Annotated in this window: 23 protein-coding genes; 7 read left to right on the top strand and 16 right to left on the bottom strand. The window is 52.4% G+C overall.

From position 1 onward, the window contains the following. Positions 1–9 precede the first annotated feature (9 nt). The 8 genes from eutN to maeB all read right to left on the bottom strand — a co-directional run bounded on the left by eutN (position 10) and on the right by maeB (position 6,622). Positions 10–297 (bottom strand): ethanolamine utilization microcompartment protein EutN, encoded by a 288-nt coding sequence (eutN, locus tag FQ015_RS05510; protein WP_000762196.1) that lies wholly within the window; start codon positions 295–297, stop codon positions 10–12. Between the two features lie 105 nt (positions 298–402). Further along, positions 403–696 (bottom strand): ethanolamine utilization microcompartment protein EutM, encoded by a 294-nt coding sequence (gene eutM, locus FQ015_RS05505; RefSeq protein WP_000387713.1) that lies wholly within the window; start codon positions 694–696, stop codon positions 403–405. A gap of 38 nt (positions 697–734) precedes the next feature. Beyond that, complete coding sequence (pta, locus tag FQ015_RS05500) at positions 735–1,751, bottom strand: phosphate acetyltransferase (RefSeq protein WP_039020938.1); 1,017 nt, start codon at positions 1,749–1,751, stop codon at positions 735–737. Beyond that, positions 1,748–2,551: an ethanolamine utilization cob(I)yrinic acid a,c-diamide adenosyltransferase EutT gene (gene eutT, locus FQ015_RS05495; RefSeq protein WP_160523817.1), complete on the bottom strand. Its 804-nt coding sequence runs from the start codon at positions 2,549–2,551 to the stop codon at positions 1,748–1,750. The genes pta and eutT overlap by 4 nt, the downstream gene beginning before the upstream one ends. Beyond that, complete coding sequence (gene eutQ / locus FQ015_RS05490; RefSeq protein ID WP_000733930.1) at positions 2,548–3,249, bottom strand: ethanolamine utilization acetate kinase EutQ; 702 nt, start codon at positions 3,247–3,249, stop codon at positions 2,548–2,550. Before eutQ ends, eutT begins: the two co-directional genes overlap by 4 nt. Next, positions 3,224–3,703 (bottom strand): ethanolamine utilization acetate kinase EutP, encoded by a 480-nt coding sequence (gene eutP / locus FQ015_RS05485; RefSeq protein ID WP_105288159.1) that lies wholly within the window; start codon positions 3,701–3,703, stop codon positions 3,224–3,226. The genes eutQ and eutP overlap by 26 nt, the downstream gene beginning before the upstream one ends. A 12-nt stretch (positions 3,704–3,715) precedes the next feature. Continuing rightward, a complete protein-coding gene (eutS, locus tag FQ015_RS05480) occupies positions 3,716–4,051 on the bottom strand; it encodes an ethanolamine utilization microcompartment protein EutS (protein ID WP_000356956.1) in 336 nt (111 codons plus the stop codon). Between the two features lie 291 nt (positions 4,052–4,342). Continuing rightward, a complete protein-coding gene (gene maeB, locus FQ015_RS05475) occupies positions 4,343–6,622 on the bottom strand; it encodes an NADP-dependent oxaloacetate-decarboxylating malate dehydrogenase (protein ID WP_000342645.1) in 2,280 nt (759 codons plus the stop codon). 288 nt (positions 6,623–6,910) lie between these two features. Here maeB and tal point away from each other — a divergent pair, with 288 nt between their 5' ends. Together tal and tkt are read left to right on the top strand one after the other, a co-directional pair. Next, complete coding sequence (gene tal, locus FQ015_RS05470; protein WP_160523816.1) at positions 6,911–7,861, top strand: transaldolase; 951 nt, start codon at positions 6,911–6,913, stop codon at positions 7,859–7,861. A gap of 19 nt (positions 7,862–7,880) precedes the next feature. Beyond that, positions 7,881–9,884, top strand: coding sequence for a transketolase (tkt, locus tag FQ015_RS05465; RefSeq protein WP_160523815.1), 2,004 nt, complete (start codon positions 7,881–7,883; stop codon positions 9,882–9,884). A 95-nt stretch (positions 9,885–9,979) separates the two neighbouring features. Here tkt and FQ015_RS05460 read toward each other — a convergent pair whose 3' ends face one another. The 3 genes from FQ015_RS05460 to aegA all read right to left on the bottom strand — a co-directional run bounded on the left by FQ015_RS05460 (position 9,980) and on the right by aegA (position 13,771). Then, positions 9,980–11,023: a DUF1176 domain-containing protein gene (locus FQ015_RS05460; RefSeq protein ID WP_001270546.1), complete on the bottom strand. Its 1,044-nt coding sequence runs from the start codon at positions 11,021–11,023 to the stop codon at positions 9,980–9,982. Positions 11,024–11,148: 125 nt separating this feature from the next. After that, the gene (gene nudK / locus FQ015_RS05455; RefSeq protein WP_160523814.1) at positions 11,149–11,724 is read right to left on the bottom strand and encodes a GDP-mannose pyrophosphatase NudK; all 576 of its coding nucleotides are present in this window, start codon (positions 11,722–11,724) and stop codon (positions 11,149–11,151) included. 67 nt (positions 11,725–11,791) lie between these two features. Continuing rightward, positions 11,792–13,771 (bottom strand): formate-dependent uric acid utilization protein AegA, encoded by a 1,980-nt coding sequence (gene aegA / locus FQ015_RS05450; protein ID WP_160523813.1) that lies wholly within the window; start codon positions 13,769–13,771, stop codon positions 11,792–11,794. Positions 13,772–13,976: 205 nt separating this feature from the next. On the opposite strand from aegA, the gene narQ reads away from it, so the two are divergent. Both narQ and acrD read left to right on the top strand, forming a co-directional pair. Continuing rightward, complete coding sequence (narQ, locus tag FQ015_RS05445; protein ID WP_160523812.1) at positions 13,977–15,677, top strand: nitrate/nitrite two-component system sensor histidine kinase NarQ; 1,701 nt, start codon at positions 13,977–13,979, stop codon at positions 15,675–15,677. A 163-nt stretch (positions 15,678–15,840) separates the two neighbouring features. Continuing rightward, positions 15,841–18,954, top strand: a complete 3,114-nt coding sequence (gene acrD / locus FQ015_RS05440; RefSeq protein ID WP_001273157.1) for a multidrug efflux RND transporter permease AcrD — start codon at positions 15,841–15,843, stop codon at positions 18,952–18,954. 98 nt (positions 18,955–19,052) lie between these two features. Here the strand turns inward: acrD and ypfM are convergent, their stop codons facing one another. Then, entirely contained in the window at positions 19,053–19,112 is a 60-nt protein-coding gene (gene ypfM / locus FQ015_RS05435; RefSeq protein WP_001386977.1) for a protein YpfM, read from the bottom strand. Between the two features lie 380 nt (positions 19,113–19,492). Here ypfM and FQ015_RS05430 point away from each other — a divergent pair, with 380 nt between their 5' ends. Genes FQ015_RS05430 through FQ015_RS05420 form a run of 3 tightly spaced genes read left to right on the top strand, consistent with a single transcriptional unit; the run spans position 19,493 to position 21,208 of the window. Continuing rightward, a complete protein-coding gene (locus tag FQ015_RS05430) occupies positions 19,493–19,849 on the top strand; it encodes an ArsC family reductase (protein ID WP_039020945.1) in 357 nt (118 codons plus the stop codon). A 3-nt stretch (positions 19,850–19,852) separates the two neighbouring features. Continuing rightward, entirely contained in the window at positions 19,853–20,980 is a 1,128-nt protein-coding gene (gene dapE / locus FQ015_RS05425) for a succinyl-diaminopimelate desuccinylase (RefSeq protein WP_001277784.1), read from the top strand. Between the two features lie 27 nt (positions 20,981–21,007). Next, positions 21,008–21,208 (top strand): YpfN family protein, encoded by a 201-nt coding sequence (locus FQ015_RS05420; RefSeq protein WP_039020946.1) that lies wholly within the window; start codon positions 21,008–21,010, stop codon positions 21,206–21,208. Positions 21,209–21,302: 94 nt separating this feature from the next. Here FQ015_RS05420 and ypfH read toward each other — a convergent pair whose 3' ends face one another. From ypfH to purC, 4 genes are all read right to left on the bottom strand, one after another. Then, complete coding sequence (gene ypfH / locus FQ015_RS05415; RefSeq protein ID WP_000679813.1) at positions 21,303–22,004, bottom strand: esterase; 702 nt, start codon at positions 22,002–22,004, stop codon at positions 21,303–21,305. 73 nt (positions 22,005–22,077) lie between these two features. Then, positions 22,078–24,093: a tRNA cytosine(34) acetyltransferase TmcA gene (gene tmcA / locus FQ015_RS05410; RefSeq protein ID WP_160523811.1), complete on the bottom strand. Its 2,016-nt coding sequence runs from the start codon at positions 24,091–24,093 to the stop codon at positions 22,078–22,080. Between the two features lie 14 nt (positions 24,094–24,107). Beyond that, complete coding sequence (ypfJ, locus tag FQ015_RS05405; protein WP_160523810.1) at positions 24,108–24,971, bottom strand: KPN_02809 family neutral zinc metallopeptidase; 864 nt, start codon at positions 24,969–24,971, stop codon at positions 24,108–24,110. A 167-nt stretch (positions 24,972–25,138) separates the two neighbouring features. Further along, positions 25,139–25,852 (bottom strand): phosphoribosylaminoimidazolesuccinocarboxamide synthase, encoded by a 714-nt coding sequence (gene purC / locus FQ015_RS05400; protein ID WP_001295467.1) that lies wholly within the window; start codon positions 25,850–25,852, stop codon positions 25,139–25,141. Positions 25,853–26,045 lie beyond the last annotated feature (193 nt).

Here is a 26,045-nt window from a genome sequence, read left to right as displayed (position 1 = left end):
TGTTCTGCCTTATTTGTGGAAAATTACCTGACCGCCAGAGACCACCTCATCGACAATGCCAATTACGCACAGATCGACCGGTGACGTTTCGCTTTTATGCGCCTGGCGGGCGGAACTGCCACTCACCAGCAACACCCACTCCCCGGTTCCCGCGCCAATATTGTCGATGGCGACAGCACATTGCCCATCAGGATTACCTTGTGGATCAATCATTTCCACCATCAGCAATTTGTCATGCGCCAGTCCGTGATGGCGTACGGTACAAACAATTTGTCCTGTGACGACTGCCAGTTTCATACCCGCCTCCGTGGCGTATTTCAGGTAAAAACTCCCCCTACCCTCCGCGGAAGGTAAAAGAAAAAGGAGAGAGCGTGACGCCCGGATCGACGTCACACAGGGTGATTACAGGTTGCTGCTATCGCCTTTCAGGCCGATCGGGAAGACCTCTTCCAGATCGCCGTGCGGACGCGGAATAACATGTACGGATACCAGTTCACCGATACGCTGTGCCGCTGCGGCACCGGCATCGGTCGCGGCTTTACAGGCTGCAACATCACCGCGAACCATGGCAGTACACAGGCCGCCGCCAATCTGCTTAACACCAACCAGTTTGACGCGCGCAGCTTTCACCATCGCATCAGAAGCCTCAATCAGTGCAACCAGGCCCCGGGTTTCGATCATTCCTAATGCTTCCATTGTGTTTTCCTCTTTATAGGGGTCCAGAACGGGACCGTTCATTCAACCAGTGTGTGTAAACTGCTTTCGCGGTTCACATTTGTCTGACGCGGCACAGCTGCCACCAGCGCCAGCTCGATAATTTCCTGCACGCTACAACCACGAGAGAGATCGTGCATCGGCGCGGCAAGTCCTTGTATCAATGGCCCGACGGCACGATATCCGCCAAGTCGTTGTGCGATTTTGTAGCCAATATTTCCCGCCTCCAGCGACGGAAAAACCATCACATTGGCTTTGCCCTGTAGCGGGCTGGCTGGCGCTTTTTGCGCCGCCACTTCTGGCACAAAGGCGGCGTCAAACTGCAACTCGCCATCGACGACCAGCTGCGGTGCGCGCTCACGGACGATTTCTGTCGCTTGCTGCACGTTGGCAACGCAGGGGTGACGGGCGCTGCCGTTACTGGAGAACGACAACATCGCCACGCGCGGCTCTTCTCCGGTGATGGCTCGCCAGGTTTCGGCGCTGGCAAGCGCGATATCCGCCAGTTGTGCCGCCGTCGGCTGTGGCACTACGCTGCAATCGGCAAAGCCCAACGCTGGACCGCTGTACTGTGGCAGCATCAGGAAAATGGAGGAGAGCGTTTTACAGCCAGGCTGCAAGCCAATAACGCGTAATCCGGCACGTAGTACATTTGCCGTTGAAGAGAGGTTGCCTGCAATACAGACATCCGCTTTACCAGCGCTAACCATCGCAGCGGCGAACATTAGTGGATCGGTAAGTTTTTCCAGCGCATCCGACGGCGTTTTATCTCCCGCACGGGCCTGCCAGCGGTCAGCAAATTCTTCCCGCATTGCGAGGTTGCTATGAGGATCAATCACCAGTAGCCCGTCCATCGCCACGCCGTGGCTGAGCGCAAACTGGCGAAGTTCAAACGGATTGGCGATAAGAACGGGCGTCGCCAGACTTTGTTGATACAGATATTGCGCGGCTTTCAGCACGCGTTGGTCTAACGCATCAGGAAAAACCACTCTGGCGGGCGCTCGCAACGCCAGTTCACGACAACGTTCAATAATCATTGCGTTTCCCCCAGTCGTTGTTGGATCTGCTTCACCGTTAGCGGCTGCTTCGTTACGCTCAAAATCATCATCACGTAAACCGTGCTGGAAAGGCGGTTCAGCGCCTGCAAGATGTCCGGGCGTAATACTTCAAAACTACGGGTAATAAACACCTGCGCCGCGACGGTTTCGGTTTCCCGCACTTTGGTGCGTAGCAGATTCAGCAACGCCGCATCGCGTCCGTGGCTGGCTTCCGGCACCAGATGATCGTGACCAAGATAGCGCAGCGGCTGGTGAGAAAGCCGATGCAGATCTTCGTCAGAAAGCCCGACAATCGCCTGGCAGGCCAGCGGTTCCCCCAGCGCATCGGCGCGCATAATGTTGCCAAGACGCGAGCGGATGTCCGCCAGCCATGGCTGCCACGGTTCTGCCAGTTCAATTTGCAGCCACACTGCCAGCGCAATGGTGCTGTCGAGAACAGCGCGAAAACCCAGGCGCGGATCGCTTTTGGCGACCATTTTTTCCGCCGACAGGTGAGTCAGCGTATCCGGCTTTTTCGCCACTGGCTGGTGACACAGTTCGCAGCACGCCTGCGGATGTTCATCACTACTGGTCAGCACGTGAACGGGCTGTAGCTGCTGCTGTTCATCGTCAACAAACAGGCGGCCCTGCTCGTCAATAAACTTGATGCGCAGATGGCGGCTTTCCAGCAACTCCCGGGCAGAGGGCGTCAGGCGACTGTCCGCAGGGAGATGGATCTCTACGCCTTCGCTGAGCGTATGGTTCGCTCTTAGCCATGCTTCGGTGATGAAATCTTTCATAGGGATTGCCAGTTAGCCGGCCAGGCGACATACAGGAATTTCACGCTGGATGTCGTACCAAATTCGATGCTGGAGCCTTTCGGGATAAACATCACGTCGCCTGCTTTGGCGATCATGGTTTCGCCTTCGTGGCGAACGTGCAGTTCCCCTTCCAGTACCATGTCGATTTCGTCGTAGTTCAGGGTCCACGGGAAGAAGGCGTTCTCCCACTGCATAAAACCAGCGGCCATGCTGCTGCCGTCGTCTCCGGTCACGAGATCAGTCAAGCCTACGCAGTGTGGTTCCGCGCCATCGAAACGACCAAACTTCACGCTGCTGCCATCAATAACTTTGATGCCGCCTTTGCCGGTCACCGATTTAAAACTCGGCTGCATTGCCCCCTGCTCCAGCGACTGTTTTTCCTTCATCACTTTTTCCATCAGCTGCGCGACCAGGCTTTCGGTAAACTGGCCTTCCGGCAGCTGGGCGATGATGGTTTCGCGGATACGCTGGCTTTCAGTTTTATCGGCAGGCACGCTGACGGGAACAGATGCCGCTACTGGCGTCGATTCAGTGCATTCGGTGATGGTAAACCCCAGCAAGTCCGCCACTTCGCGGGCTTCCGGGGTAATAATGCTGGCGCGCAGAACCACAGACATTGCCTGTTCGCCGCGCGCATGTGCTTCACGAATATCATTCGCTGTGATGAGTTTTTTCACCTGCTTCCTCCTGTTCGGTGAGAGATGCCAGATAATTCACCAGTTGCTGCACGCTTTGCGGGTCGTGGCTGTTTAGCTCGAAAATCGGCTCTTCAAAACCAGTTTCAAGCAATAACTTTCGCGTTGCTGCGACGTCAGCATCCGGCATGTCCGTTTTACTGATGACGGCGATTTGCCGTTTGCTGGCACCAATATCCAGCAACCCGGCAGGCAATCGGCTTTCCGGGTCATTCGCGCCGTGGACATAAATCAGCATGTCCACATCCTGTAGCGTGGTAATTAAGGCGTGATACCAGCGGGGATGGCTAAAATATTCACCCGGCGTATCAATATCACCCTTATCATTAAATTCCACAGCCTGTGTTTTTCTTGCGAGGGTATAATTCCCCTGTAATGCATTAAATAACGTTGTTTTTCCTGCCCCGACGGCACCCACAAACGCAATTCGTTTCATGAATGCCTCGTATTAACTTTTGGTCATTTCACACAGCGTATAATTTAATAAGCGTCCTAAACCGCTGACGGTTTGTGATAACGCTTCTTCTACTGCGCCCACCGAACCATAAATCACCAGTGCGCCGCTAAAACGGTCGAGGAAACCGATATGCACATCGGCAGCTTTCAGCGCTAAATCACCGGCGATCATCGCCGTTTCGCCGGGAGTTAGCGTCATAATGCCGATTGCGCCCGCATCCGGAACGCCGATTTTCTTCGCCAGTTCCTCGCCGGGATGCGCGATGAGATGCGCCAGTGTGACCTGTTTGCCGGGCACAAATTCCTGAATGATGCGTTCTTTATCCATGAGTCGCCGCCTGTGAAAAACTTGCGTGTATCGTGACAATTTTTCGTCAGAGTAAATAACAAAATTCGGCAAGCGCGTTTAAAAGGTGAGGTAGATCACTAAGAATGGAGAGATATTTACTGTGATGCATAAACTTTCATATGCAACGCATGAATATAAATAAAATAATATCGAGATAGTTTATATGCTGCTTTTTTATTACTCGAAAACTTAGTAATAAGCTTTACTAATATATTGCAGTAAAACCGCTTACCCTGAATATTCAGGGTAAGCGTGAGAGTTAAGAATGAATTACAGCGGTTGGGTTTGCGCTTCAACCACGGCCAGCGCTACCATGTTGACGATACGACGTACGGATGCGATTGGTGTTAACACGTGAACCGGTTTCGCCACACCCATCAGCACCGGACCGACAGTCACACCTTCCGAGCTGGAAACGCGCAGTAAGTTGTAACTAATACGGGCAGCTTCCATGTTCGGCATCACCAGAATATTGGCGGAACCTTTCAAAGGGCTGTCCGGCATACGATCGCTGCGAATCGCTTCCACCAGCGCTGCATCGCCGTGCATTTCACCATCAATCATCAGTTCTGGCGCACGCTCCCTGACCAGTTCCAGCGCTTGACGCATTTTGCTCGACGACGGGCAGTCAGAAGAACCAAAGTTGGAGTGTGACAACAGAGCCACACGCGGCTCAATACCAAAACGACGAACAGTTTCTGCCGCCATCAAGGTGATCTCCGCCAGCTCTTCTGCGTCTGGCTCGTCATTGACGTAGGTATCGGCAATAAAAGTGTTACCACTCGGCAATAGCAGCGCGTTCATTGCACCTGCGGTGTGAACGCCATCGCGATAACCAAAGACATTTTTCACCACGCTGAAGTGTTCATGATAATCACCCACCGTACCGCAAATCATTGCATCGGCTTCGCCACGCTGAACCATGATCGCGCCGATCACTGTCGGGTTACTGATCAGCGCCCGCTGTGCCTGCTCCTGAGTTACACCACGGCGCTTCATGATCTGGAAGTATTCGGTCCAGTATTCTTTAAAACGCGGATCGGATTCGTTATTGACGATCTCAAAATCAACGCCCGCTTTGATCTGCAAGCCCAGTTTTTGAATGCGCATTTCGATCACGTTCGGACGACCGATAAGGATCGGTTTCGCCAGTCCCAGAGTCACCAGTTCCTGAGTAGCATGCAGAACGCGAGCCTCTTCCCCTTCCGGCAAAACAACGCGCTTCGGCGCTTTGCGGGCCTGGGAGAAAATCGGCTTCATAAACAGGTTGGTTTTGTAAACGAACTCAGTCAGCTTGTCGATGTAGACGTCGAAATCAGCAATCGGACGCGTCGCCACGCCCGACTCCATCGCCGCTTTAGCGACCGCAGGAGCGATCTTAACGATCAAACGCGGATCAAACGGTTTTGGAATGATGTATTCCGGACCGAAGCTCAAATCTTGATCGCCATACGCCGAAGCAACGACTTCGCTCTGTTCCGCATGGGCCAGTTCTGCAATCGCACGTACCGCCGCCAGTTTCATTTCCTCGTTGATGGCAGTTGCACCAACGTCCAACGCGCCACGGAAGATGAACGGGAAGCAAAGCACGTTATTAACCTGGTTCGGGTAGTCGGAACGGCCGGTACAGATGATGGCATCCGGACGCACTTCTTTTGCCAGCGGCGGCAGAATTTCTGGTTCCGGGTTTGCAAGCGCCAGGATCATCGGCGCACGAGCCATTTTCTTAACCATTTCCTGGGTCAGCACTTTCGGGCCGGAACAGCCCAGGAAAATATCCGCGCCTTCAATTACATCATCGAGGGTACGTTTGCCGTCATCCACCACCGCATATGCGGCTTTGGTTTCCGCCATATTTGGCTCACGGCCCTGATAGATAACGCCTTTTGAATCACAAACCACGATGTTATGTTTTTGCAGCCCCAGCGCCACCAGCAGGTTCATACAGGCAATTGCTGCTGCACCCGCGCCGGAAACCACCATCCGCACGTCGGAGATGTTTTTCTCCACCACGCGCAATCCGTTGAGGATGGCTGCAGTGCTGATAATTGCCGTGCCGTGCTGATCGTCGTGGAATACTGGAATATTCATCCGCTCGCGCAGTTTCTGTTCAATATAGAAACATTCTGGCGCTTTAATGTCTTCGAGGTTGATGCCGCCGAAGGTCGGTTCGAGCGCAGCGACGACTTCAATAAATTTGTCCGGGTCAAGTTCATCAACTTCAATGTCAAATACATCAATCCCGGCGAATTTCTTAAACAGAACGCCCTTGCCTTCCATCACCGGTTTGCCTGCCAGCGCGCCAATGTTGCCTAACCCCAGCACCGCCGTACCGTTAGAGATCACCGCCACCAGGTTACCACGAGCGGTATATTTGTAGGCTTTTAACGGGTCTTTTTCGATTTCAAGACAAGGTGCGGCAACGCCTGGTGAGTAGGCCAGCGCCAGATCGCGCTGCGTTGCCAGAGGCTTGGTTGGAGAAACCTGGATTTTCCCTGGAACTGGAAATTCATGGAAATCAAGTGCACTTTGTTTTAACTGGTCATCCATTTGGTTGTTCCTTTCACGTAACGTTCACAAATAAAGTGTGTGGGCAACAGCCCCTGCCCACAACGTGGCGCACATTATTACCTTGCCGGAGTCTACAGACTTTGAGCAAGTCCAAACTCTCACCATTAACATAATGTTTTGGTAATAATCCTATAACACTGATGTTACCTGCTTAATCCAGCAATACCATGCCTGTCTGCTATGCTTTTTTGATGCGTTTAGCGAAATTTCTCAGAAGTGTGAATTAACGCACTCATCTAACACTTTACTTTTCAAGGAGTATTTCCTATGAACGAGTTAGACGGCATCAAACAGTTCACCACTGTCGTGGCAGACAGTGGCGATATTGAGTCCATTCGCCATTATCATCCCCAGGATGCCACCACCAATCCTTCGCTGTTACTCAAGGCTGCCGGATTATCACAATATGAGCATTTAATAGACGATGCTATCGCCTGGGGTAAAAAAAATGGCAAGACCCAGGAACAACAGGTGGTCGCTGCATGTGACAAACTGGCGGTCAATTTCGGTACTGAAATTCTCAAAATCGTACCCGGTCGCGTGTCAACAGAAGTTGATGCACGCCTCTCTTTTGATAAAGAAAAAAGTATTGAGAAGGCGCGCCATTTGGTGGACTTGTATCAGCAACAAGGCGTTGAGAAATCACGTATTCTGATCAAGCTGGCTTCAACCTGGGAAGGAATTCGCGCGGCAGAAGAACTGGAAAAAGAAGGTATTAACTGCAACCTGACGCTACTGTTTTCTTTTGCTCAGGCGCGGGCCTGTGCAGAAGCAGGCGTTTTTCTGATTTCGCCGTTTGTCGGGCGTATTTATGACTGGTATCAGGCGCGTAAGCCGATGGACCCGTATGTGGTGGAAGAAGATCCGGGCGTTAAGTCAGTGCGCAATATCTACGACTACTATAAGCAACACCACTACGAAACCATTGTAATGGGCGCGAGCTTCCGTCGCACCGAACAAATCCTCGCCTTAACCGGCTGCGATCGACTGACTATTGCGCCGAATTTGCTGAAGGAGCTGCAGGAAAAAGTTTCTCCAGTAGTGCGTAAATTAATCCCGCCTTCTCAGACGTTCCCACGCCCAGCCCCGATGAGCGAAGCGGAGTTCCGTTGGGAGCACAATCAGGATGCAATGGCAGTAGAAAAACTCTCTGAAGGCATCCGCCTGTTCGCCGTTGATCAACGCAAACTGGAAGATCTTCTTGCCATCAAACTATAAACCAGCCACGGAGTGTTATATGTCCCGAAAAGACCTAGCCAATGCGATTCGCGCGCTCAGCATGGATGCGGTGCAAAAAGCCAATTCTGGTCATCCCGGCGCGCCGATGGGCATGGCCGATATTGCCGAAGTGCTGTGGAACGATTTTCTTAAACATAACCCCAACGATCCAACCTGGTATGATCGCGACCGCTTTATTCTCTCCAACGGTCACGCGTCGATGCTGCTCTACAGTTTGCTTCATCTGACCGGTTACGACCTGCCGCTGGAAGAGCTGAAGAACTTCCGTCAGTTGCATTCGAAAACCCCTGGTCACCCGGAGATTGGCTATACGCCTGGTGTTGAAACCACCACCGGTCCACTTGGACAAGGTTTGGCGAACGCGGTCGGACTGGCGATAGCAGAACGTACACTAGCGGCGCAGTTTAACCAGCCGGATCATGAAATTATCGATCACTTCACCTATGTGTTTATGGGCGACGGCTGCCTGATGGAAGGTATTTCTCACGAAGTCTGTTCGCTGGCGGGCACGCTGGGGCTGGGCAAGCTGATTGGTTTTTACGATCACAATGGTATTTCCATTGACGGTGAAACCGAAGGCTGGTTTACCGACGATACGGCAAAACGTTTTGAAGCCTATCACTGGCATGTGATCCATGAAATCGACGGTCACGATCCGCAGGCGGTAAAGGAAGCGATTCTTGAAGCGCAAAGCGTAAAAGATAAGCCATCGCTGATTATCTGCCGTACGGTGATTGGCTTTGGTTCACCCAATAAAGCGGGTAAAGAAGAGGCCCACGGTGCACCGCTGGGTGAAGAAGAGGTGGCGCTGGCTCGACAGAAACTGGGCTGGCACCATCCGCCATTTGAGATCCCCAAAGAGATTTATCACGCCTGGGATGCCCGCGAAAAAGGCGATAAAGCACAGCAGAGCTGGAATGAGAAGTTTGCCGCGTATAAAAAGGCTCATCCGCAACTGGCAGAAGAGTTTACTCGCCGGATGAGCGGTGGTTTACCGAAAGACTGGGAGAAAACGACTCAGAAATATATCAATGAGTTGCAGGCGAATCCGGCGAAAATCGCGACCCGTAAGGCTTCGCAAAATACGCTTAACGCTTACGGGCCAATGCTTCCTGAGTTGCTCGGCGGTTCGGCGGATCTGGCTCCCAGCAACCTCACCATCTGGAAAGGTTCTGTGTCGCTGAAGGAAGATCCGGCGGGCAACTATATTCACTACGGGGTGCGTGAATTTGGTATGACCGCTATCGCCAATGGCATTGCGCACCACGGCGGCTTCGTGCCGTATACCGCGACGTTCCTGATGTTTGTTGAATACGCCCGTAACGCCGCGCGGATGGCGGCACTGATGAAAGCGCGGCAGATTATGGTTTATACCCACGACTCAATTGGCTTAGGGGAAGATGGTCCGACCCACCAGGCCGTTGAGCAACTGGCCAGTCTGCGCCTGACGCCGAATTTTAGCACCTGGCGACCGTGCGATCAGGTGGAAGCGGCGGTGGGCTGGAAGCTGGCGGTTGAGCGCCACAACGGACCGACGGCACTGATCCTCTCCAGGCAGAATCTGGCCCAGGTGGAACGTACGCCAGATCAGGTAAAAGAGATTGCCCGCGGTGGTTATGTGTTGAAAGACAGCGGCGGCAAGCCGGATATTATTTTGATTGCCACTGGTTCAGAGATGGAAATCACCTTGCAAGCAGCGGAGAAATTAGCGGGAGAAGGTCGCAATGTACGCGTAGTTTCCCTGCCCTCGACCGATATTTTCGACGCCCAGGATGAGGAATATCGCGAGTCGGTGTTGCCTTCTAACGTTGCGGCTCGCGTGGCGGTGGAAGCAGGCATCGCCGATTACTGGTACAAATATGTTGGTCTGAAAGGGGCAATTGTCGGGATGACGGGTTATGGGGAATCTGCTCCTGCGGATAAGCTGTTCCCGTTCTTTGGCTTTACCGCCGAGAATATTGTGGCAAAAGCGCATAAGGTACTGGGAGTGAAAGGTGCCTGATGGTGATCGCCGGATGCTGATTGCCGGATGCGACGCTGACGCGTCTTATCCGGCCTGACGCGTCTTATCAGGCTGACATGTTCCCGCTATTATGTTTAACGGGTGATCCACAACGTGGGCCAGGCGTCTGGTCCATGCCAGTTATCGCAGGTGGGTTCTGCAGCGTAACGCACCAGGCGAAAACGCTGACCGTCAAAGCGCCAGCGCGCCTGAATGCCACAATCGCTTAATCCTCGCCCTTTCGCTAAGGTCACCAGTTCACGCGATTTTTCATCGAATGTTGCGTTCATCAGTTCGAGTTCATTGGTCTCCTGACCGTTGTTGAACGGCAAACGCAACCGTACCGGGCGCGAAGCCAGTGGCTTTTTACGCGACACAATCCACGCAAGATCAATGGTGTTATACGCGCCTGCTTCACAGCTAATCATCATTAATGCTTTATCGTCGGTCAGCGCCGTAACGCTCACTTCACGACGCAACGGATCAAGCGAACAGCGCAGACCATTCATCCGCCAGTTACCGTAATCCAGCAAATCGTTACGTTCTTCACGAGAAAGTGGGGTCGGCGTCGGGTTCACTACCGCGACCTCTTTTAGCGCAGGCGCTGGCGGTACGCTGAGCGGCGGTTCGTCCCCTTTCTTGATCCACGCGGTTTCACTGCCGAGGCGCTTTTGCTGGGCATCAATAAACAACAACGCTGCTTTTAAGCCACTCAGTGAAATGGTCTGATCGCCGTCGCGTAAGGTGATCGCTTTCCCTTCCTGAATCATCTGCAAAAACGCGGTGATGGTTGTCGTATCATCGGTTACTAATAACCATGGTGAAATCCGCCACGTGTTACCACTCAACGCCAACGGCTCGCCATCTAACAGCAGCCGTGGCGCTATCTCCCCTTCCGACGCATCCGGCGACTTCAACCCGCCGCGCTCAATACGTAAAACGGCATCGGTATGCGCCCCGGCGCTGCGGCTCAGGGTCATCACCAGTCCATTATGATTGCCCGTATTGCGCGCCACACAGAAATTTTGATTATTACAGGTGACCTGCCAGTCGGAAAATGCCCGTTGCGCTGGTGCCGCCCACACCAAAGACGTCGGCAATAAAGCGAAAAAAAAGAGAAGAAAAATGCGATAGCGCATGGACGGTACGACCCCAGAAGTTCAAACAAACAGCACAAGTCGTATCTTCGTTGCGCAGGTAGCGCGGCTCAATCGGATTTATCGGATTGAGCCAATAATAAACAACGAAATATTATTGTTATTTTTCAGTCCATTAAATGTGACATTTGCAAATAGTTAAGCAATAACACCGTCTTACCGTCACGTATTTCGCCGCTTTTGATCATCTCCAGCGCCTGGCTGAACGGCAGCTCGAGCACTTCAATATCTTCATCTTCGACACCACCGCCCGCATTAGCGCGCTGGCTGTCACTGTATTCGGCGATAAAAAAGTGGATTAGCTCAGTCACACCGCCTGGCGACATATACAGTTCAAATAATTTGCGCACTTCGCCAACTTCATAACCCGTCTCTTCAATCGCTTCTTTACGAATACACACTTCCGGTTCGTCGTTATCCAGCAGCCCGGCGCAGGTTTCAATCAGCTGCCCGCTTTCATTGCCATTAACCCAGGTAGCGACGCGGAACTGACGAATCAGAACCACGGTCTTTTTCTTCGCGTTGTACAGGAGGATCGTTGCACCATTACCGCGATCGTAAACTTCACGTTTATGGCGGATAACTTCGCCATCTTTTCGCGTGAGATCGTAAGTTATGTTGTGCAGGGTGAAATAGTTATCGGAGAGAATTTTGTCTTTAATGAGGGTGATTTGTTGCGTCATACCGACTCCACAGCGCGAAATGAACAATTATCTTACGCTGTGAAGCCGGATTTGTCTGCGCAGGCTATTAGTGAGATTTGACTGATTTTACTCCCAGCCAGTCAATGATCCCCTGTGCCGCATGACGTCCTTCTGCCATTGCTGTGACCACCAGATCCGCACCACGCACGGCATCGCCACCTGCGAAGATTTTCGGATTCGTGGTCTGGTAACGGTACTGGCTTTCAACGTCCGCTACGATGCGGCCCCATTTATCCACCGTTACACCGTGCGACTCCAACCACGGCATACCATGAGGATTAAAACCAAATGCCATGATCACCGCATCAGCTGGCATCACAAACTCACTGCCTTCCACCGGCACCGGACGCCGACGCCCCTGGGCATCCGGCTCGCCAAGACGCGTACGCAGGAAACGAATTCCGCAAACATGACCTTGCTCATTCAGCTCAAGCGCCACCGGCTGGACGTTAAATTCGAAGTTTGCCCCCTCTTCGCGGGCGTTCTTCACCTCCTTCTTCGAGCCAGGCATGTTAGCTTCATCACGACGATAGGCACAGGTGACGTTACTCGCGCCATGGCGCAGCGCGGTACGCACACAGTCCATCGCGGTGTCGCCTCCGCCCAGTACCACGACGTTAAGTCCGGCGGTATTGATAAACGGCTCTTCAGGTAACTCTTCAAGCCCCATCACCTGTTTAGTGTTGGCGATGAGGAATGGCAGCGCGTCATAAACGCCCGGCGCATCTTCATTAGGTAAACCCGCTTTCATGGAACGGTAAGTGCCTACGCCAACGAAAACCGCGTCGTATTGTTCCAAAAGCGAATCCAAAGAGACATCTTTACCCACTTCACAATTGAGTTCGAAGTGAATCCCCATCGCGCTGAAGATTTCCCGGCGACGCGCCAGCAGGGACTTATCCAGTTTGAAAGAAGGAATGCCGAAGGTGAGCAGGCCACCGATTTCTGGATGGCGATCGTACACCGTCACCTCCACGCCATTGCGGATCAGAACATCCGCACAGGCCAGCCCTGCCGGACCTGCACCGATAATCGCCACCCGCTTATCCACTTTGGTGACATGGCTTAAGTCAGGACGCCAACCTTTCGCCAACGCCTGATCCGAAATGTAGCGTTCGATGTTGCCGATAGTTACCGCTCCGTGCTCATCGCGAATGGTACAGGCTCCTTCGCACAGACGGTCTTGCGGGCAAACGCGTCCGGTAATTTCTGGCAGGGTGTTGGTCTGGTGAGAAAGCTCGACGGCGGCGTCGATATTTCCGGCTTTCACCAGCTCTATCCACTGTGGAATGTGGTTGTGCAGAGGGCAGGTCCATTCACAAACGCTGTGCTCGCCGCACTTCAGGCAACGCGAGGCTTCCCGTTGTGCCTGGTCGGCGCGAAATGGCAGATAAATTTCATCAAAACCAGTTTTGCGCGCTTCAATCGCCAGTTTATCCGGCTCGCCTCGCGCGGGGGTTGCCTGCATTTGCTCGACTTTACTCATCGCCGGCATTTCTGGTGCCCCAGTACTGGCATGCCACGGTTGATGCTCCTGACGTGCGGTGCGCAGGCGGCGAGATTTCGCTATGCCGGAGAGTGCGGCGTCAGTGACCAGTTGCAGAGCGTCCGCCGGACAATTCTCGACACAGGCAGGACCGCTTTCGCGACCTGCACAAAGGTCGCATTTATGCGCCGTGGCTTTAACTTTGCCTGCCGCGACGGGTGTCAGGACGATTTGCATCGTACCAAATGGACAAGCTACCACGCAGGATTTACAGCCAATACACTTTTGCTGATTGACCTGAATGCTGTCATCAACATGGCTGATCGCGCCATTAGGGCAACTACGGGCGCAGGGCGCATCTTCGCAATGGTGACAGGTCACCGCACTACGTTGCTGCTGATGTTTGATAACCGTAATTCGGGGATGAAAATGGTGTTGGCTCAGGACATGTTGCTCATCATTGTGAGCCATGACACAGGCGATTTCACAAGCATGACAACCCAGACATTGCTGACTGTTGGCCATAATAAAACGATTCATAACGACCTTCTTTTTTGGTTGTAAAAACCTTATTCTTTATATGAGTGTTGTTATTACCCGACTTACAGGGGAATCGGCAATGTTCATGTGCCCAGAATAAGTCACTATTTCGCTATAAACTGTGGCAGATCAAATAATCCCATCACTGACTAAATTGCATTTCAGCAAACTGGAACATTAATGATTTTATGTGGAGAAGACGCGTGTGATTGTTAAACGCCCCGTCTCGGCCAGTCTGGCCCGGGCCTTTTTTTACATTGTGCTGCTGTCGATTCTTTCCACGGGTATCGCTCTGCTAACGCTGGCGAGCAGTTTGCGCGACGCTGAGGCTATCAATATTGCCGGATCGTTGCGTATGCAGAGTTACCGCCTGGGCTACGACTTGCAAAGCGGCAGTCCACAACTCAATGCGCATCGCCAGCTGTTCCAACAGGCACTGCACTCTCCGGTGTTAACCAATCTCAACGTCTGGTATGTGCCAGAGGCAGTAAAAACCCGCTATGCGCATCTGAATGCCAACTGGCTGGAGATGAATAATCGGCTCAGCAAGGGCGATTTGCCGTGGTATCAGGCCAATATTAATAATTATGTTAATCAGATAGACCTGTTCGTGCTGGCTTTACAGCACTACGCCGAACGCAAAATGCTGCTGGTGGTTGCGATCTCCCTGGCTGGCGGCATCGGTATTTTCACGCTGGTCTTTTTTACTCTGCGCCGCATACGCCATCAGGTGGTTGCCCCGCTGAATCAGCTGGTTACCGCCAGTCAGCGTATTGAACACGGCCAGTTCGATTCGCCGCCGCTGGATACCAGTCTGCCCAATGAGCTGGGACTGTTGGCCAAAACCTTTAACCAGATGTCGAGCGAGCTGCATAAATTGTATCGTTCGCTGGAAGCGTCAGTAGAAGAAAAAACCCGTGATCTCCACGAGGCCAAGCGTCGCCTGGAAGTGTTGTATCAGTGTTCGCAGGCGCTGAACACCAGCCAGATAGATGTGCATTGTTTCCGCCATATTTTGCAGATTGTTCGCGACAATGAAGCGGCTGAATATCTGGAGTTGAATGTCGGTGAAAACTGGCGGATTAGTGAAGGGAAACCAAACCCCGAATTGCCGATGCAGATTTTACCGGTAACGATGCAAGAGACGGTTTACGGCGAACTGCACTGGCAAAATAGCCACGTGTCATCATCAGAACCGCTGCTTAACAGCGTTTCGTCGATGCTGGGGCGCGGTTTGTACTTTAATCAGGCGCAGAAGCATTTTCAGCAGTTACTGTTGATGGAAGAACGTGCCACCATCGCACGGGAATTACATGATTCGCTGGCCCAGGTGCTTTCTTACTTACGTATCCAGTTGACGTTACTTAAACGTTCGGTACCGGAAGATAACGCCACCGCACAAAATATCATGGCCGATTTCTCCCAGGCATTGAATGATGCTTATCGACAGTTACGCGAGCTGTTGACCACGTTCCGCCTGACGCTGCAGCAAGCGGATCTTCCCTCCGCGTTGCGGGAAATGCTGGATACGTTACAAAATCAAACCAGCGCAAAACTGACTCTCGACTGCCGTCTGCCAACACTGGCGCTGGATGCGCAAATGCAGGTGCATTTGTTGCAAATTATTCGCGAAGCGGTACTCAATGCGATGAAGCACGCCAACGCCAGCGAAATTGCCGTCAGCTGCGTCACCGCACCGGACGGCAATCACACAGTCTATATCCGTGATAACGGGATTGGCATCGGAGAACCGAAAGAACCCGAAGGTCACTATGGTCTGAATATTATGCGCGAACGCGCGGAACGACTGGGTGGAACGCTGACTTTTTCACAACCTTCCGGTGGCGGCACGTTAGTGAGTATTAGCTTTCGCTCTGCGGAGGGTGAGGCAAGCCAGCTAATGTAATGCCACCTACTGACCAAAGAATACTTGCACTTAAGGTTCAGTATAAAAGGGCATGATAATTTACATTAACTCCTTTTTTTCTCCACGATTGGTCCGTACCTTGCCGCTACAGTGAAGCAAGGCATGCCAACAACAATACGCAGAAACACGAGGTCCTCTTTTAATGGCGAATTTCTTTATTGATCGCCCCATTTTTGCTTGGGTGCTGGCAATCCTGTTGTGTCTGACAGGAACCCTGGCGATTTTCTCATTGCCCGTTGAACAATACCCGGATCTTGCACCGCCTAACGTGCGAGTAACCGCTAACTACCCCGGCGCATCGGCTCAGACGCTGGAAAACACCGTGACCCAGGTTATCGAGCAAAATATGACCGGCCTCGATAATCTCATGTATATGTCGTCTCAAAGCAGTGGCACCGGTCAGGCATCTGTCACCTTAAGTTTTAAAGCGGGCACCGATCCGGACGAAGCAGTGCAGCAAGTACAAAACCAGCTGCAATCAGCCATGCGAAAGTTGCCGCAGGCGGTGCAAAATCAGGGCGTGACGGTGCGTAAAACCGGCGATACCAACATTCTTACCATTGCCTTCGTCTCTACCGATGGTTCGATGGATAAGCAGGATATTGCCGATTACGTTGCCAGTAATATTCAGGACCCATTAAGCCGCGTGAATGGCGTCGGGGATATCGATGCCTATGGTTCGCAATATTCAATGCGTATCTGGCTGGACCCGGCGAAACTCAACAGTTTTCAGATGACGGCTAAAGATGTCACTGATGCCATTGAGTCACAGAACGCGCAGATTGCGGTTGGGCAACTTGGTGGTACGCCTTCCGTCGATAAGCAGGCGCTCAACGCCACCATTAACGCCCAGTCACTGCTGCAAACACCAGAACAGTTCCGCGATATCACCTTACGGGTGAATCAGGACGGCTCAGAAGTAAGGCTGGGCGATGTCGCCACCGTCGAAATGGGGGCAGAGAAATACGATTATCTCAGCCGCTTCAACGGTAAGCCAGCCTCCGGGCTGGGGGTAAAACTGGCCTCCGGCGCGAACGAAATGGCAACAGCGGAGCTGGTACTCAATCGTCTCGACGAACTGGCGCAGTACTTCCCACATGGACTGGAATACAAGGTGGCATATGAAACCACCTCATTTGTTAAAGCCTCCATTGAAGACGTGGTGAAAACGCTGCTGGAAGCTATCGCCCTGGTTTTCCTCGTTATGTATCTGTTCTTGCAAAACTTCCGTGCCACGCTGATACCAACTATCGCCGTGCCGGTGGTGTTGATGGGAACCTTCTCCGTACTTTACGCCTTCGGTTACAGCGTCAACACCTTAACCATGTTCGCGATGGTGCTGGCGATCGGTCTGCTGGTGGATGACGCCATCGTGGTGGTGGAAAACGTCGAACGTATTATGAGTGAGGAAGGACTCACTCCTCGCGAAGCCACACGTAAATCGATGGGGCAGATCCAGGGAGCACTGGTCGGGATTGCGATGGTGCTGTCGGCGGTATTTGTGCCAATGGCCTTCTTCGGCGGCACCACCGGAGCTATCTATCGCCAGTTCTCTATTACCATTGTTGCGGCGATGGTGCTGTCAGTACTGGTAGCGATGATCCTCACTCCGGCTCTGTGCGCCACGCTACTTAAGCCACTGAAAAAAGGTGAGCATCACGGGCAAAAAGGCTTTTTTGCCTGGTTTAACCAGATGTTTAACCGCAACGCCGAACGCTACGAAAAAGGGGTGGCGAAAATTCTTCACCGTAGCCTGCGCTGGATTGTGATTTATGTCCTGCTACTTGGCGGCATGGTGTTCCTGTTCCTGCGTTTGCCGACGTCGTTCTTGCCGCTGGAAGACCGTGGCATGTTTACTACCTCGGTACAGTTGCCCAGCGGTTCAACCCAACAACAGACCCTGAAAGTCGTTGAGCAAATCGAGAAATATTACTTCACCCATGAAAAAGACAACATCATGTCGGTGTTTGCCACCGTTGGTTCTGGCCCTGGGGGTAACGGGCAAAACGTGGCGCGAATGTTTATCCGCCTGAAAGACTGGAGCGAACGCGACAGTAAGACCGGCACCTCGTTTGCCATTATCGAACGTGCAACGAAGGAATTTAATAAGATTAAAGAAGCTCGCGTTATCGCCAGCAGCCCGCCAGCAATTAGTGGCCTTGGCAGTTCTGCGGGTTTTGATATGGAGTTGCAGGACCACGCTGGTGCGGGTCACGATGCGCTGATGGCAGCACGTAACCAGTTGCTGGCTCTGGCGGCGGAAAATCCGGAGTTAACCCGTGTACGCCATAACGGCCTCGACGACAGTCCGCAGTTGCAGATTGATATCGATCAGCGTAAAGCTCAGGCGCTGGGCGTTGCTATCGACGATATTAACGACACGCTGCAAACCGCGTGGGGTTCGAGCTATGTGAATGACTTTATGGATCGCGGTCGCGTGAAGAAAGTCTATGTGCAGGCCGCTGCGCCATATCGCATGCTGCCAGATGACATCAATCTCTGGTATGTACGAAATAAAGATGGTGGCATGGTCCCCTTCTCTGCTTTCGCGACCTCACGCTGGGAAACAGGCTCGCCGCGTCTGGAACGCTATAACGGTTATTCAGCGGTAGAGATTGTCGGGGAAGCCGCGCCGGGGGTCAGCACCGGTACGGCGATGGATATTATGGAATCGTTAGTGAAGCAGTTGCCAAGCGGCTTTGGTCTGGAATGGACGGCGATGTCGTATCAGGAGCGACTCTCCGGCGCGCAGGCTCCGGCGCTGTATGCCATTTCATTGCTGGTGGTATTCCTGTGTCTGGCGGCGCTGTATGAAAGCTGGTCGGTGCCGTTCTCGGTAATGCTGGTCGTGCCGCTGGGCGTTATCGGCGCGCTGCTGGCAACCTGGCTTCGCGGGCTGGAAAACGACGTTTACTTTCAGGTAGGCCTGTTAACGGTGATTGGTTTATCGGCGAAAAACGCCATCCTGATCGTCGAATTTGCTAACGAGATGAACCAAAAAGGTCACGACCTGTTTGAAGCGACGCTCCACGCCTGCCGTCAGCGTTTACGTCCGATTCTGATGACCTCTCTGGCCTTTATCTTCGGCGTATTGCCAATGGCAACCAGCACAGGGGCCGGTTCCGGTGGCCAGCATGCGGTGGGTACTGGCGTAATGGGCGGGATGATTTCGGCCACGATTCTGGCTATTTACTTCGTGCCGCTGTTCTTTGTGCTGGTGCGCCGCCGCTTTCCGCTGAAGCCACGCCCGGAATAAGCAATTAAAAAGGCGACATACCAATGTGTCGCCTTTTTCAACTTTCCGATAAAGAACCTGTTCAGCAGGTACTTTCTGTTTGTACTTTGTCTCAGGAATTACTTACGAAGCATAACTTCGATAAAGTCTTTCCAGTTCCCCAGTTCACGTTCAATCATAACAACCTCTCTTATAATTATGGGTATTCTACGGAAACAATATACCGTGGTGAAGCTAATTTACTCGATTGCTGCGATGACTACCTCCGGGGGACAAACCTTATGTAAATACTATGGTCCTGCGGTGATGATTTGTATGTGATACACAGCAACATTTCGAGATATTCATACGGCATCTAATACTTATTTAATTCTGGTTAAAATACAGACAGATAACAAGATGAATATTCTTAATGTTTACGTTAAAAATGTTTAATATTATTTAATAGTTGTTAATTTGAATACTTCGATAATGTTATATTTCTTGATAATCATTTGCAGGCAAAATGTTTTCACCCTTAAATGAGTATTTATTCTCATAAATCGAAAAAGGATTCATTATGGTTACACTTTACGGCATCAAAAATTGTGACACCATTAAAAAGGCTCGCCGTTGGCTGGAAGCCAATAACATCGCCTATCGTTTTCATGATTACCGCATTGATGGGCTGGACAGCGGATTATTGAACGGTTTTATCAACGAATTAGGCTGGCAAGCGTTACTCAACACCCGTGGTACAACCTGGCGTAAACTGGACGAAACCACCCGCAATAATATCACCGATGCGGCCTCTGCGGCGGCATTAATGACTGAAATGCCTGCAATTATCAAACGCCCATTGCTCTGTGCGCCCGGGAAGCCTATGCTGCTGGGTTTCAGTGATTCCAGTTATCAGCAATTTTTCCATGAGGTGTAGTCTATGTCGTGCCCGGTTATTGAGCTGACCCAGCAGCTTATTCGCCGCCCATCCTTAAGCCCTGATGATGCGGGATGTCAGGCAATCATGATCGAACGTCTGCAGGCGATCGGTTTTACCGTTGAACGCATGGACTTTGCCGATACGCAAAACTTTTGGGCGTGGCGTGGGCAGGGCGAAACGTTAGCCTTTGCCGGACATACCGACGTGGTACCGCCTGGCGACGCCGACCGTTGGATTAATCCGCCGTTTGAACCAACCATTCGTGACGGCATGTTGTTCGGGCGTGGTGCGGCAGATATGAAAGGCTCACTGGCGGCGATGGTGGTAGCAGCAGAACGTTTTGTCGCGCAACATCCCAACCATACAGGTCGACTGGCATTCCTGATCACTTCTGATGAAGAAGCCAGTGCCCACAACGGTACGGTAAAAGTCGTCGAAGCGTTAATGGCGCGTAATGAGCGTCTCGATTACTGCCTGGTCGGCGAACCATCGAGCATCGAAGTGGTTGGTGACGTGGTGAAAAATGGTCGTCGCGGATCGTTAACCTGCAACCTTACCATTCATGGCGTGCAGGGGCATGTAGCCTACCCGCATCTGGCTGACAATCCGGTACATCGCGCAGCACCTTTCCTTAATGAATTAGTGGCTATTGAGTGGGATCAGGGTAATGAATTCTTCCCGGCGACCAGTATGCAGATTGCCAATATTCAGGCGGGAACGGGCAGTAACAACGTTATTCCGGGTGAACTGTTTGTGCAGTTTAACTTCCGCTTTAGCACCGAACTGACGGATGAGATGATCAAAGCGCAGGTGCTTGCCCTGCTTGAAAAACATCAACTGCGTTATACGGTGGATTGGTGGCTTTCCGGGCAGCCATTTTTGACCGCGCGCGGTAAACTGGTGGATGCGGTCGTTAACGCGGTTGAGCACTATAATGAAATTAAACCGCAGCTACTGACCACAGGCGGAACGTCCGACGGGCGCTTTATTGCCCGCATGGGGGCGCAGGTGGTGGAACTCGGGCCGGTCAATGCCACTATTCATAAAATTAATGAATGTGTGAACGCTGCCGACCTGCAGCTACTTGCCCGTATGTATCAACGTATCATGGAACAGCTCGTCGCCTGATGAGTGGTTCTGCAAGAGGAAATAAGCATGGGCTGGCTGGCTAAATATTGGTGGATTCTGGTGATTGTCTTTTTGGTAGGCGTCCTGCTGAACGTGATTAAAGATCTCAAGCGCGTCGACCATAAGAAATTTCTCGCCAACAAGCCGGAGCTTCCCCCGCATCGTGATTTCAACGATAAGTGGGACGATGACGACGATTGGCCGAAAAAGGATCAACCGAAGAAGTAAGCTAAGTGGCCGGATAAGGCGTTAATGCCGCATCCGGCAATGGTGAACGATGCCTGATGCGACGCTCACGCGTCTTATCAGGCCTACCAGGCTATTATTGCATCATTTCAATTACATCATCATCGCCAGGTTTGCCACCACTTAGCGCTTCGTCGAAATAATGTTTCGGTATGGTATAACGCAAGTGATCCAGGGCAAATTGCATACTGCGATTGTCGATTGCATGGCCTAAATCCTCCACAATATCCAGCGTCACATCACCACCTGCACTGATTAACGCTTCCTGCGCCGCAACCGCATGCGCCAGATCGATAACCGGATCTTCACCGCCATGAATCAAGTGAATTGTCGTGGCTGTAGACGCGGTTTCCGGCAAGCTGGCATAACGTCCGTTAAAGGCAATGACGCGCGAAGCAAGACCCGGTTCGGCTTTAATGCTCTCCAGCGCCATAATCGCGCCTTGTGAGAAACCGATTAGCGCCGTGGCGTTTGCCCCTACTCCGCTCTGTTTCTGCCAGTAGCGCACCGTCTCAATAAACGTCGGCATGATGGCATCCACACGCGCCTGGCGATTATCTTCCGTAATACCCTGCACCGAAAACCACTGACGCCCCGCCGGATTACCGCTCGGCTCCGCGCCTCCGACACTCACTACCAGCGCATCAGGAAATAGCGGCGCAAACCAGCTGCCTATTTCCCCCATTGCCACCGGGTTATCCCCGACACCGTGGAAAAGCAGTAACAACTGTTGTGCAGGTTTATCCGGGCTTTGAACAACAAAATGGTCATGTTTCATGGCGAACTCCTTAACTGATGTCATTAATTTTACGCCGCTGACTCACAATGACCATGGGAGAAAATTGAAGGAGTCAGTGAAAAAATTGCCATTGCGTTATGAGATCGCGCAGACGCTCAGTGCGAACATTATCAAGTGCGAACAGCGCCTGCGCGGCCTCTTCTCGCTGACGGGCCAGTAACATCTTGCGGCCTGAAAGTTTAAGTGTGGTACATAACTGCGCGTCACTGGCGTTTTTCTGTAAACGACCACGCAGCGCCGGTAATGCCAGTTCACTGGTTTGTAGCAGACGCGTTAAGCAACCTAACGACGTTAATAGCGGACGATGAGCGAAAGCAAAACCGGCCAGTTCAAGCCAGTCGTCCTCAGAAAGGACGGCATCATTTCGTGGATCGACGGGGAGCGTTTCGCCATTCCACTGCGTGAGAGCATGCGCATCGCGACGTAAACGGTAATGCTCACGTTCAGCCAGCTGTTTACCCGCATCACTCATCGGTAACAGTGCCATCGCCGTATAGCAACCGCTGCTGGCTTCACGATGATTACCCATTCGCACCAGCACAAAACCGCAGCGTTGCCAGAAACGCCATAACTCCTCGGTGTAGCCAAAACTCACCGAAAGATAGTCGAGGTCATGCGTATAGTTTAAAGCACGGGCAATAAGCTGTTGCCCAACGCCTTCACGCTGACGAGCTGGATGAACTGCTATCCTGCTGACCCGCCGTCCGCGCAATGTCGCTGCCAGTGGATTGCTGCCGTGCGCCGCCAGCGACTGGGCTACCAGATTACCCCGCGGGCGACGAAAACCTGCCCATACCGCCTGGCTGAGTTCTTGAGATAATCCGCCCTCCTCGACCAGCCACAGCGCCCCGGCGATCTCGTTTTCACAAGCCGCCTGGAAAAAATGTTGCCCAGGTGCATCCATCATGCGGCGTAAATCCAGCGGCGAGGTCCGGTAGTGCGCGCCAGACAATAGCTGATATACCTTTAACGGTGTATCCGGATCGCTTCGCCATAAGGTCTGTTCAAAAGCGGAAATGACGATGTCACCTTGTGGTTCGTGAGTGAAGTTTTCATCGTCAAAAACCAGTGCCTCGCTGACCATTTTTTCCAGCGGGCATCCCTGCGCCCAGCGGATCGGCTGTTGCAATTCGAAACGGTGTAAGTGCGGGAAACACGCACAAAATTTCAGCAAAAAACCACGTCCGGTACCTTCGTAGCCCTGCACCGTAGTGGTTAACAACGTTCGAGGAAAACGCGATACCAGTTGATGCAACAACGGCGCAGGTATGGCTGCGGCTTCATCGACCACCAGCCAGTCGGCTTGCTCATCGCTGGCTAACAAGGCATCCGGCGCAATAAAGCGAAACTTTTCGCCCGCAAATTGTGCCAGTACATCCGTTGCCGCTTTTGCAGGCGCGGTGACAATCGCACTGCCCGCAATACGAGAAATGAGTTGCCCTGCCAGCGCCGACTTACCGCGCCCACGCGCAGCAGTTACCGCTGACACACCCGGCGGCATGGTGAGTAGCTGCTGTAAGAGTTGCTGTTGTTCTGGTTGTGGTGCGCCAGTCGCGGGTTGCCAGTCAGTACGGGGAATAAAATGCGTCAACGTGAACGGCTGGTTTTGCCGCCAGAGGATAGCGTCGTGATCCGCCGTAAGTACGCGTTTGAGGTGCAGGACAAAATGCGGCGTGGCAATAGGGTCAGGGCAATCACTCCAGCGCAGCGAATCGGCATCAGGTTGGTTTTCCCACTCTTCCCATACAGGGAGTAACAACACCAGCCAGCTTCCGGCTTTCAACGTTCCGCTAAGTGCCGCAAAGGCAGCGGCATCAAAGCCGTGGCGGGCGTCGAATACCGCATGCCGGAACTCGCGTCCAAGTAAAGTTTGTAGCGTCGAGGGAGTACAGTGGTTTTCAGCGACTGGCTGCGGCGAAACCCACAACCAGTCGCCAGGTAAGGCATCACGCAACTTAAGCGCAAGGTTAAAGCACCAACGTTCTTCCCCGCTCAACACCAGCAAGCGGCGGATCCCTTCACGTTTCATTTGCGCTGTTAATGGGTGAAGCGCAGTCAGTTCAGCCATCCCTGCCCCGAAAGTTAAATGCTTTTACCAAAAGTATTGCATTGTGCCGGATCGCCGCTGTCGAAACCACGTTTAAACCAGTTGTAGCGTTGCTGAGAAGTGCCATGAGTGAAACTGTCTGGTACGACTCGCCCCTGACTTTGCTGCTGTAAACGGTCATCGCCGATGGCCTGCGCCGCGTTCAGCGCTTCTTCCAGATCGCCCGTTTCCAGAACGCCTTGCTGCTGCATGCTATGCCCCCAGACACCGGCAAAACAGTCGGCCTGGAGTTCCATACGTACAGATAAGCGGTTCACTTCCGCCTGCGTCGCGTTTTGTTGCAGTTGACGGACTTTCGGCTCGATGCCTAACAGTTTCTGCACATGATGACCGACTTCATGGGCGATAACGTACCCCTGGGCAAAATCGCCATCCGCGCCAAGTTTGTCTTTCATGTCATCATAGAAGGAGAGATCGATATAAACCGTGCCATCCGCCGGGCAATAGAACGGCCCCATAATGGACTGGCCCGCCCCGCAGCCGGTGCGCGTCATTCCACGGTACATGACCAGCTTCGGTTGCTGATAGGTCTTACCCATCTTCTCGAACTGCTGTCCCCAGGTGTCTTCGGTGGTTGCCAGAATCACCGAGGTGAATTTTGCGGCTTCGTCTTCATTTGGGCTAATTGACCGCGTTGATTGCTGTTGGGAAACCGGCTGTCCGGTCATCAACCCAGTTAAATCAACGCCATAGTAGCCTGCAACCAGCACGACTATCAGTAAAATCAGCCCGCCTTTACCGCTTGGCAGACGGAAACCGGGACCGCCCATTGACGGACCACCGGAGCTATTGCGCCTGTCTTCAACATTGTCACTTTCACGTCGCCCTTGCCAACGCATAGATACCTCAACAATATATTCATTATAGAAATGATCGTAGGTGGTTCAGAGGAAGATTACCACAGGAAAGCGGGATGAAATGGCGGAGGAATGAGCGTTCAATGCACATCTTATGAGAGCGGTTGTCTTGCCGTGCCAGCAGCACGGCAAGATGATGAATAGAAAAATCAGTCCAGCTGTACACCCAGGCGGCGGGCAACGGCTTCATAGGCTTCGATCAGGCCACCGAGGCTCTGGCGGAAACGGTCTTTATCCATTTTCTCCAGCGTTTCTTTGTCCCACAGGCGGCTGCCGTCCGGGGAGAACTCATCGCCCAGAACCACTTCGCCTTTGTACAGACCAAACTCCAGCTTGAAGTCGACCAGAATGAGACCAGCATCATCGAACAGTTTTTTCAGCACGTCGTTCGCTTTGTAGGTTAGCTCTTTCATACGCGCCAGGTTCTCTTTACTTACCCAGCCAAAGGTTTCGCAGTAAGATTCGTTGACCATCGGATCGTGCATGGCGTCGTTTTTCAGGAACAGATCGAACAGCGGCGGGTTCAGCTCAATACCTTCTTCGATTCCAAGACGTTTCACCAGAGAGCCAGCAGCACGGTTACGCACGACACACTCAACCGGCACCATATCCAGCTTTTTCACCAGACATTCGGTATCGGAGAGCAGACGCTCCATTTGAGTCGGGATACCCGCTTCAGCCAGTTTGCTCATAATGAAGTAGTTGAACTTGTTGTTCACCATACCTTTGCGATCAAACTGCTCAATGCGCGCGCCATCCCCTGCTGATGTATCATTGCGGAATTCGAGCACCAACAGGTCCGGGTTTTCCGTGCTGTATACGGTTTTCGCTTTACCACGATACAACTCAGCTTGCTTTTGCATCTTTATCACTCCTGGGTGTGAATTAACGTTTTAAAATCTTTTGCTGTCTGATGTGCCAGATGTTTTGTCGGATGCGGCAAGAACGCCTTATCCGACCTACGTCCGACAAACAAATTTCGTGCGAATTACCGCTAAAATCGCATTTTTCTGCCGACGCACACGTTTGCGTATCATATCAGAAAAAAGGGCCGGA

This window comes from Escherichia sp. HH26CH (genome assembly GCF_009820205.1).
GTDB lineage: Bacteria > Pseudomonadota > Gammaproteobacteria > Enterobacterales > Enterobacteriaceae > Escherichia > Escherichia coli_F.
The sequence above is the reverse complement of the archived record's forward strand: the minus strand, read 5'-3'. Positions and strand labels throughout refer to the sequence as shown.

Bases quoted from the DNA above. Each gene is read 5' to 3' on its own strand.
- ypfH (WP_000679813.1), bottom strand. From the start codon at position 22,004: ATGAAACATGACCATTTTGTTGTTCAAAGCCCGGATAAACCTGCACAA.
- FQ015_RS05420 (WP_039020946.1), top strand. From the start codon at position 21,008: ATGGGCTGGCTGGCTAAATATTGGTGGATTCTGGTGATTGTCTTTTTG.
- nudK (WP_160523814.1), bottom strand. From the start codon at position 11,724: ATGACGCAACAAATCACCCTCATTAAAGACAAAATTCTCTCCGATAAC.
- tkt (WP_160523815.1), top strand. From the start codon at position 7,881: ATGTCCCGAAAAGACCTAGCCAATGCGATTCGCGCGCTCAGCATGGAT.
- ypfJ (WP_160523810.1), bottom strand. From the start codon at position 24,971: ATGCGTTGGCAAGGGCGACGTGAAAGTGACAATGTTGAAGACAGGCGC.
- pta (WP_039020938.1), bottom strand. From the start codon at position 1,751: ATGATTATTGAACGTTGTCGTGAACTGGCGTTGCGAGCGCCCGCCAGA.
- aegA (WP_160523813.1), bottom strand. From the start codon at position 13,771: ATGAATCGTTTTATTATGGCCAACAGTCAGCAATGTCTGGGTTGTCAT.
- acrD (WP_001273157.1), top strand. From the start codon at position 15,841: ATGGCGAATTTCTTTATTGATCGCCCCATTTTTGCTTGGGTGCTGGCA.
- tal (WP_160523816.1), top strand. From the start codon at position 6,911: ATGAACGAGTTAGACGGCATCAAACAGTTCACCACTGTCGTGGCAGAC.
- eutM (WP_000387713.1), bottom strand. From the start codon at position 696: ATGGAAGCATTAGGAATGATCGAAACCCGGGGCCTGGTTGCACTGATT.
- purC (WP_001295467.1), bottom strand. From the start codon at position 25,852: ATGCAAAAGCAAGCTGAGTTGTATCGTGGTAAAGCGAAAACCGTATAC.
- tmcA (WP_160523811.1), bottom strand. From the start codon at position 24,093: ATGGCTGAACTGACTGCGCTTCACCCATTAACAGCGCAAATGAAACGT.
- FQ015_RS05430 (WP_039020945.1), top strand. From the start codon at position 19,493: ATGGTTACACTTTACGGCATCAAAAATTGTGACACCATTAAAAAGGCT.
- eutT (WP_160523817.1), bottom strand. From the start codon at position 2,551: ATGAAAGATTTCATCACCGAAGCATGGCTAAGAGCGAACCATACGCTC.
- eutS (WP_000356956.1), bottom strand. From the start codon at position 4,051: ATGGATAAAGAACGCATCATTCAGGAATTTGTGCCCGGCAAACAGGTC.
- FQ015_RS05460 (WP_001270546.1), bottom strand. From the start codon at position 11,023: ATGCGCTATCGCATTTTTCTTCTCTTTTTTTTCGCTTTATTGCCGACG.
- eutN (WP_000762196.1), bottom strand. From the start codon at position 297: ATGAAACTGGCAGTCGTCACAGGACAAATTGTTTGTACCGTACGCCAT.
- eutP (WP_105288159.1), bottom strand. From the start codon at position 3,703: ATGAAACGAATTGCGTTTGTGGGTGCCGTCGGGGCAGGAAAAACAACG.
- dapE (WP_001277784.1), top strand. From the start codon at position 19,853: ATGTCGTGCCCGGTTATTGAGCTGACCCAGCAGCTTATTCGCCGCCCA.
- maeB (WP_000342645.1), bottom strand. From the start codon at position 6,622: ATGGATGACCAGTTAAAACAAAGTGCACTTGATTTCCATGAATTTCCA.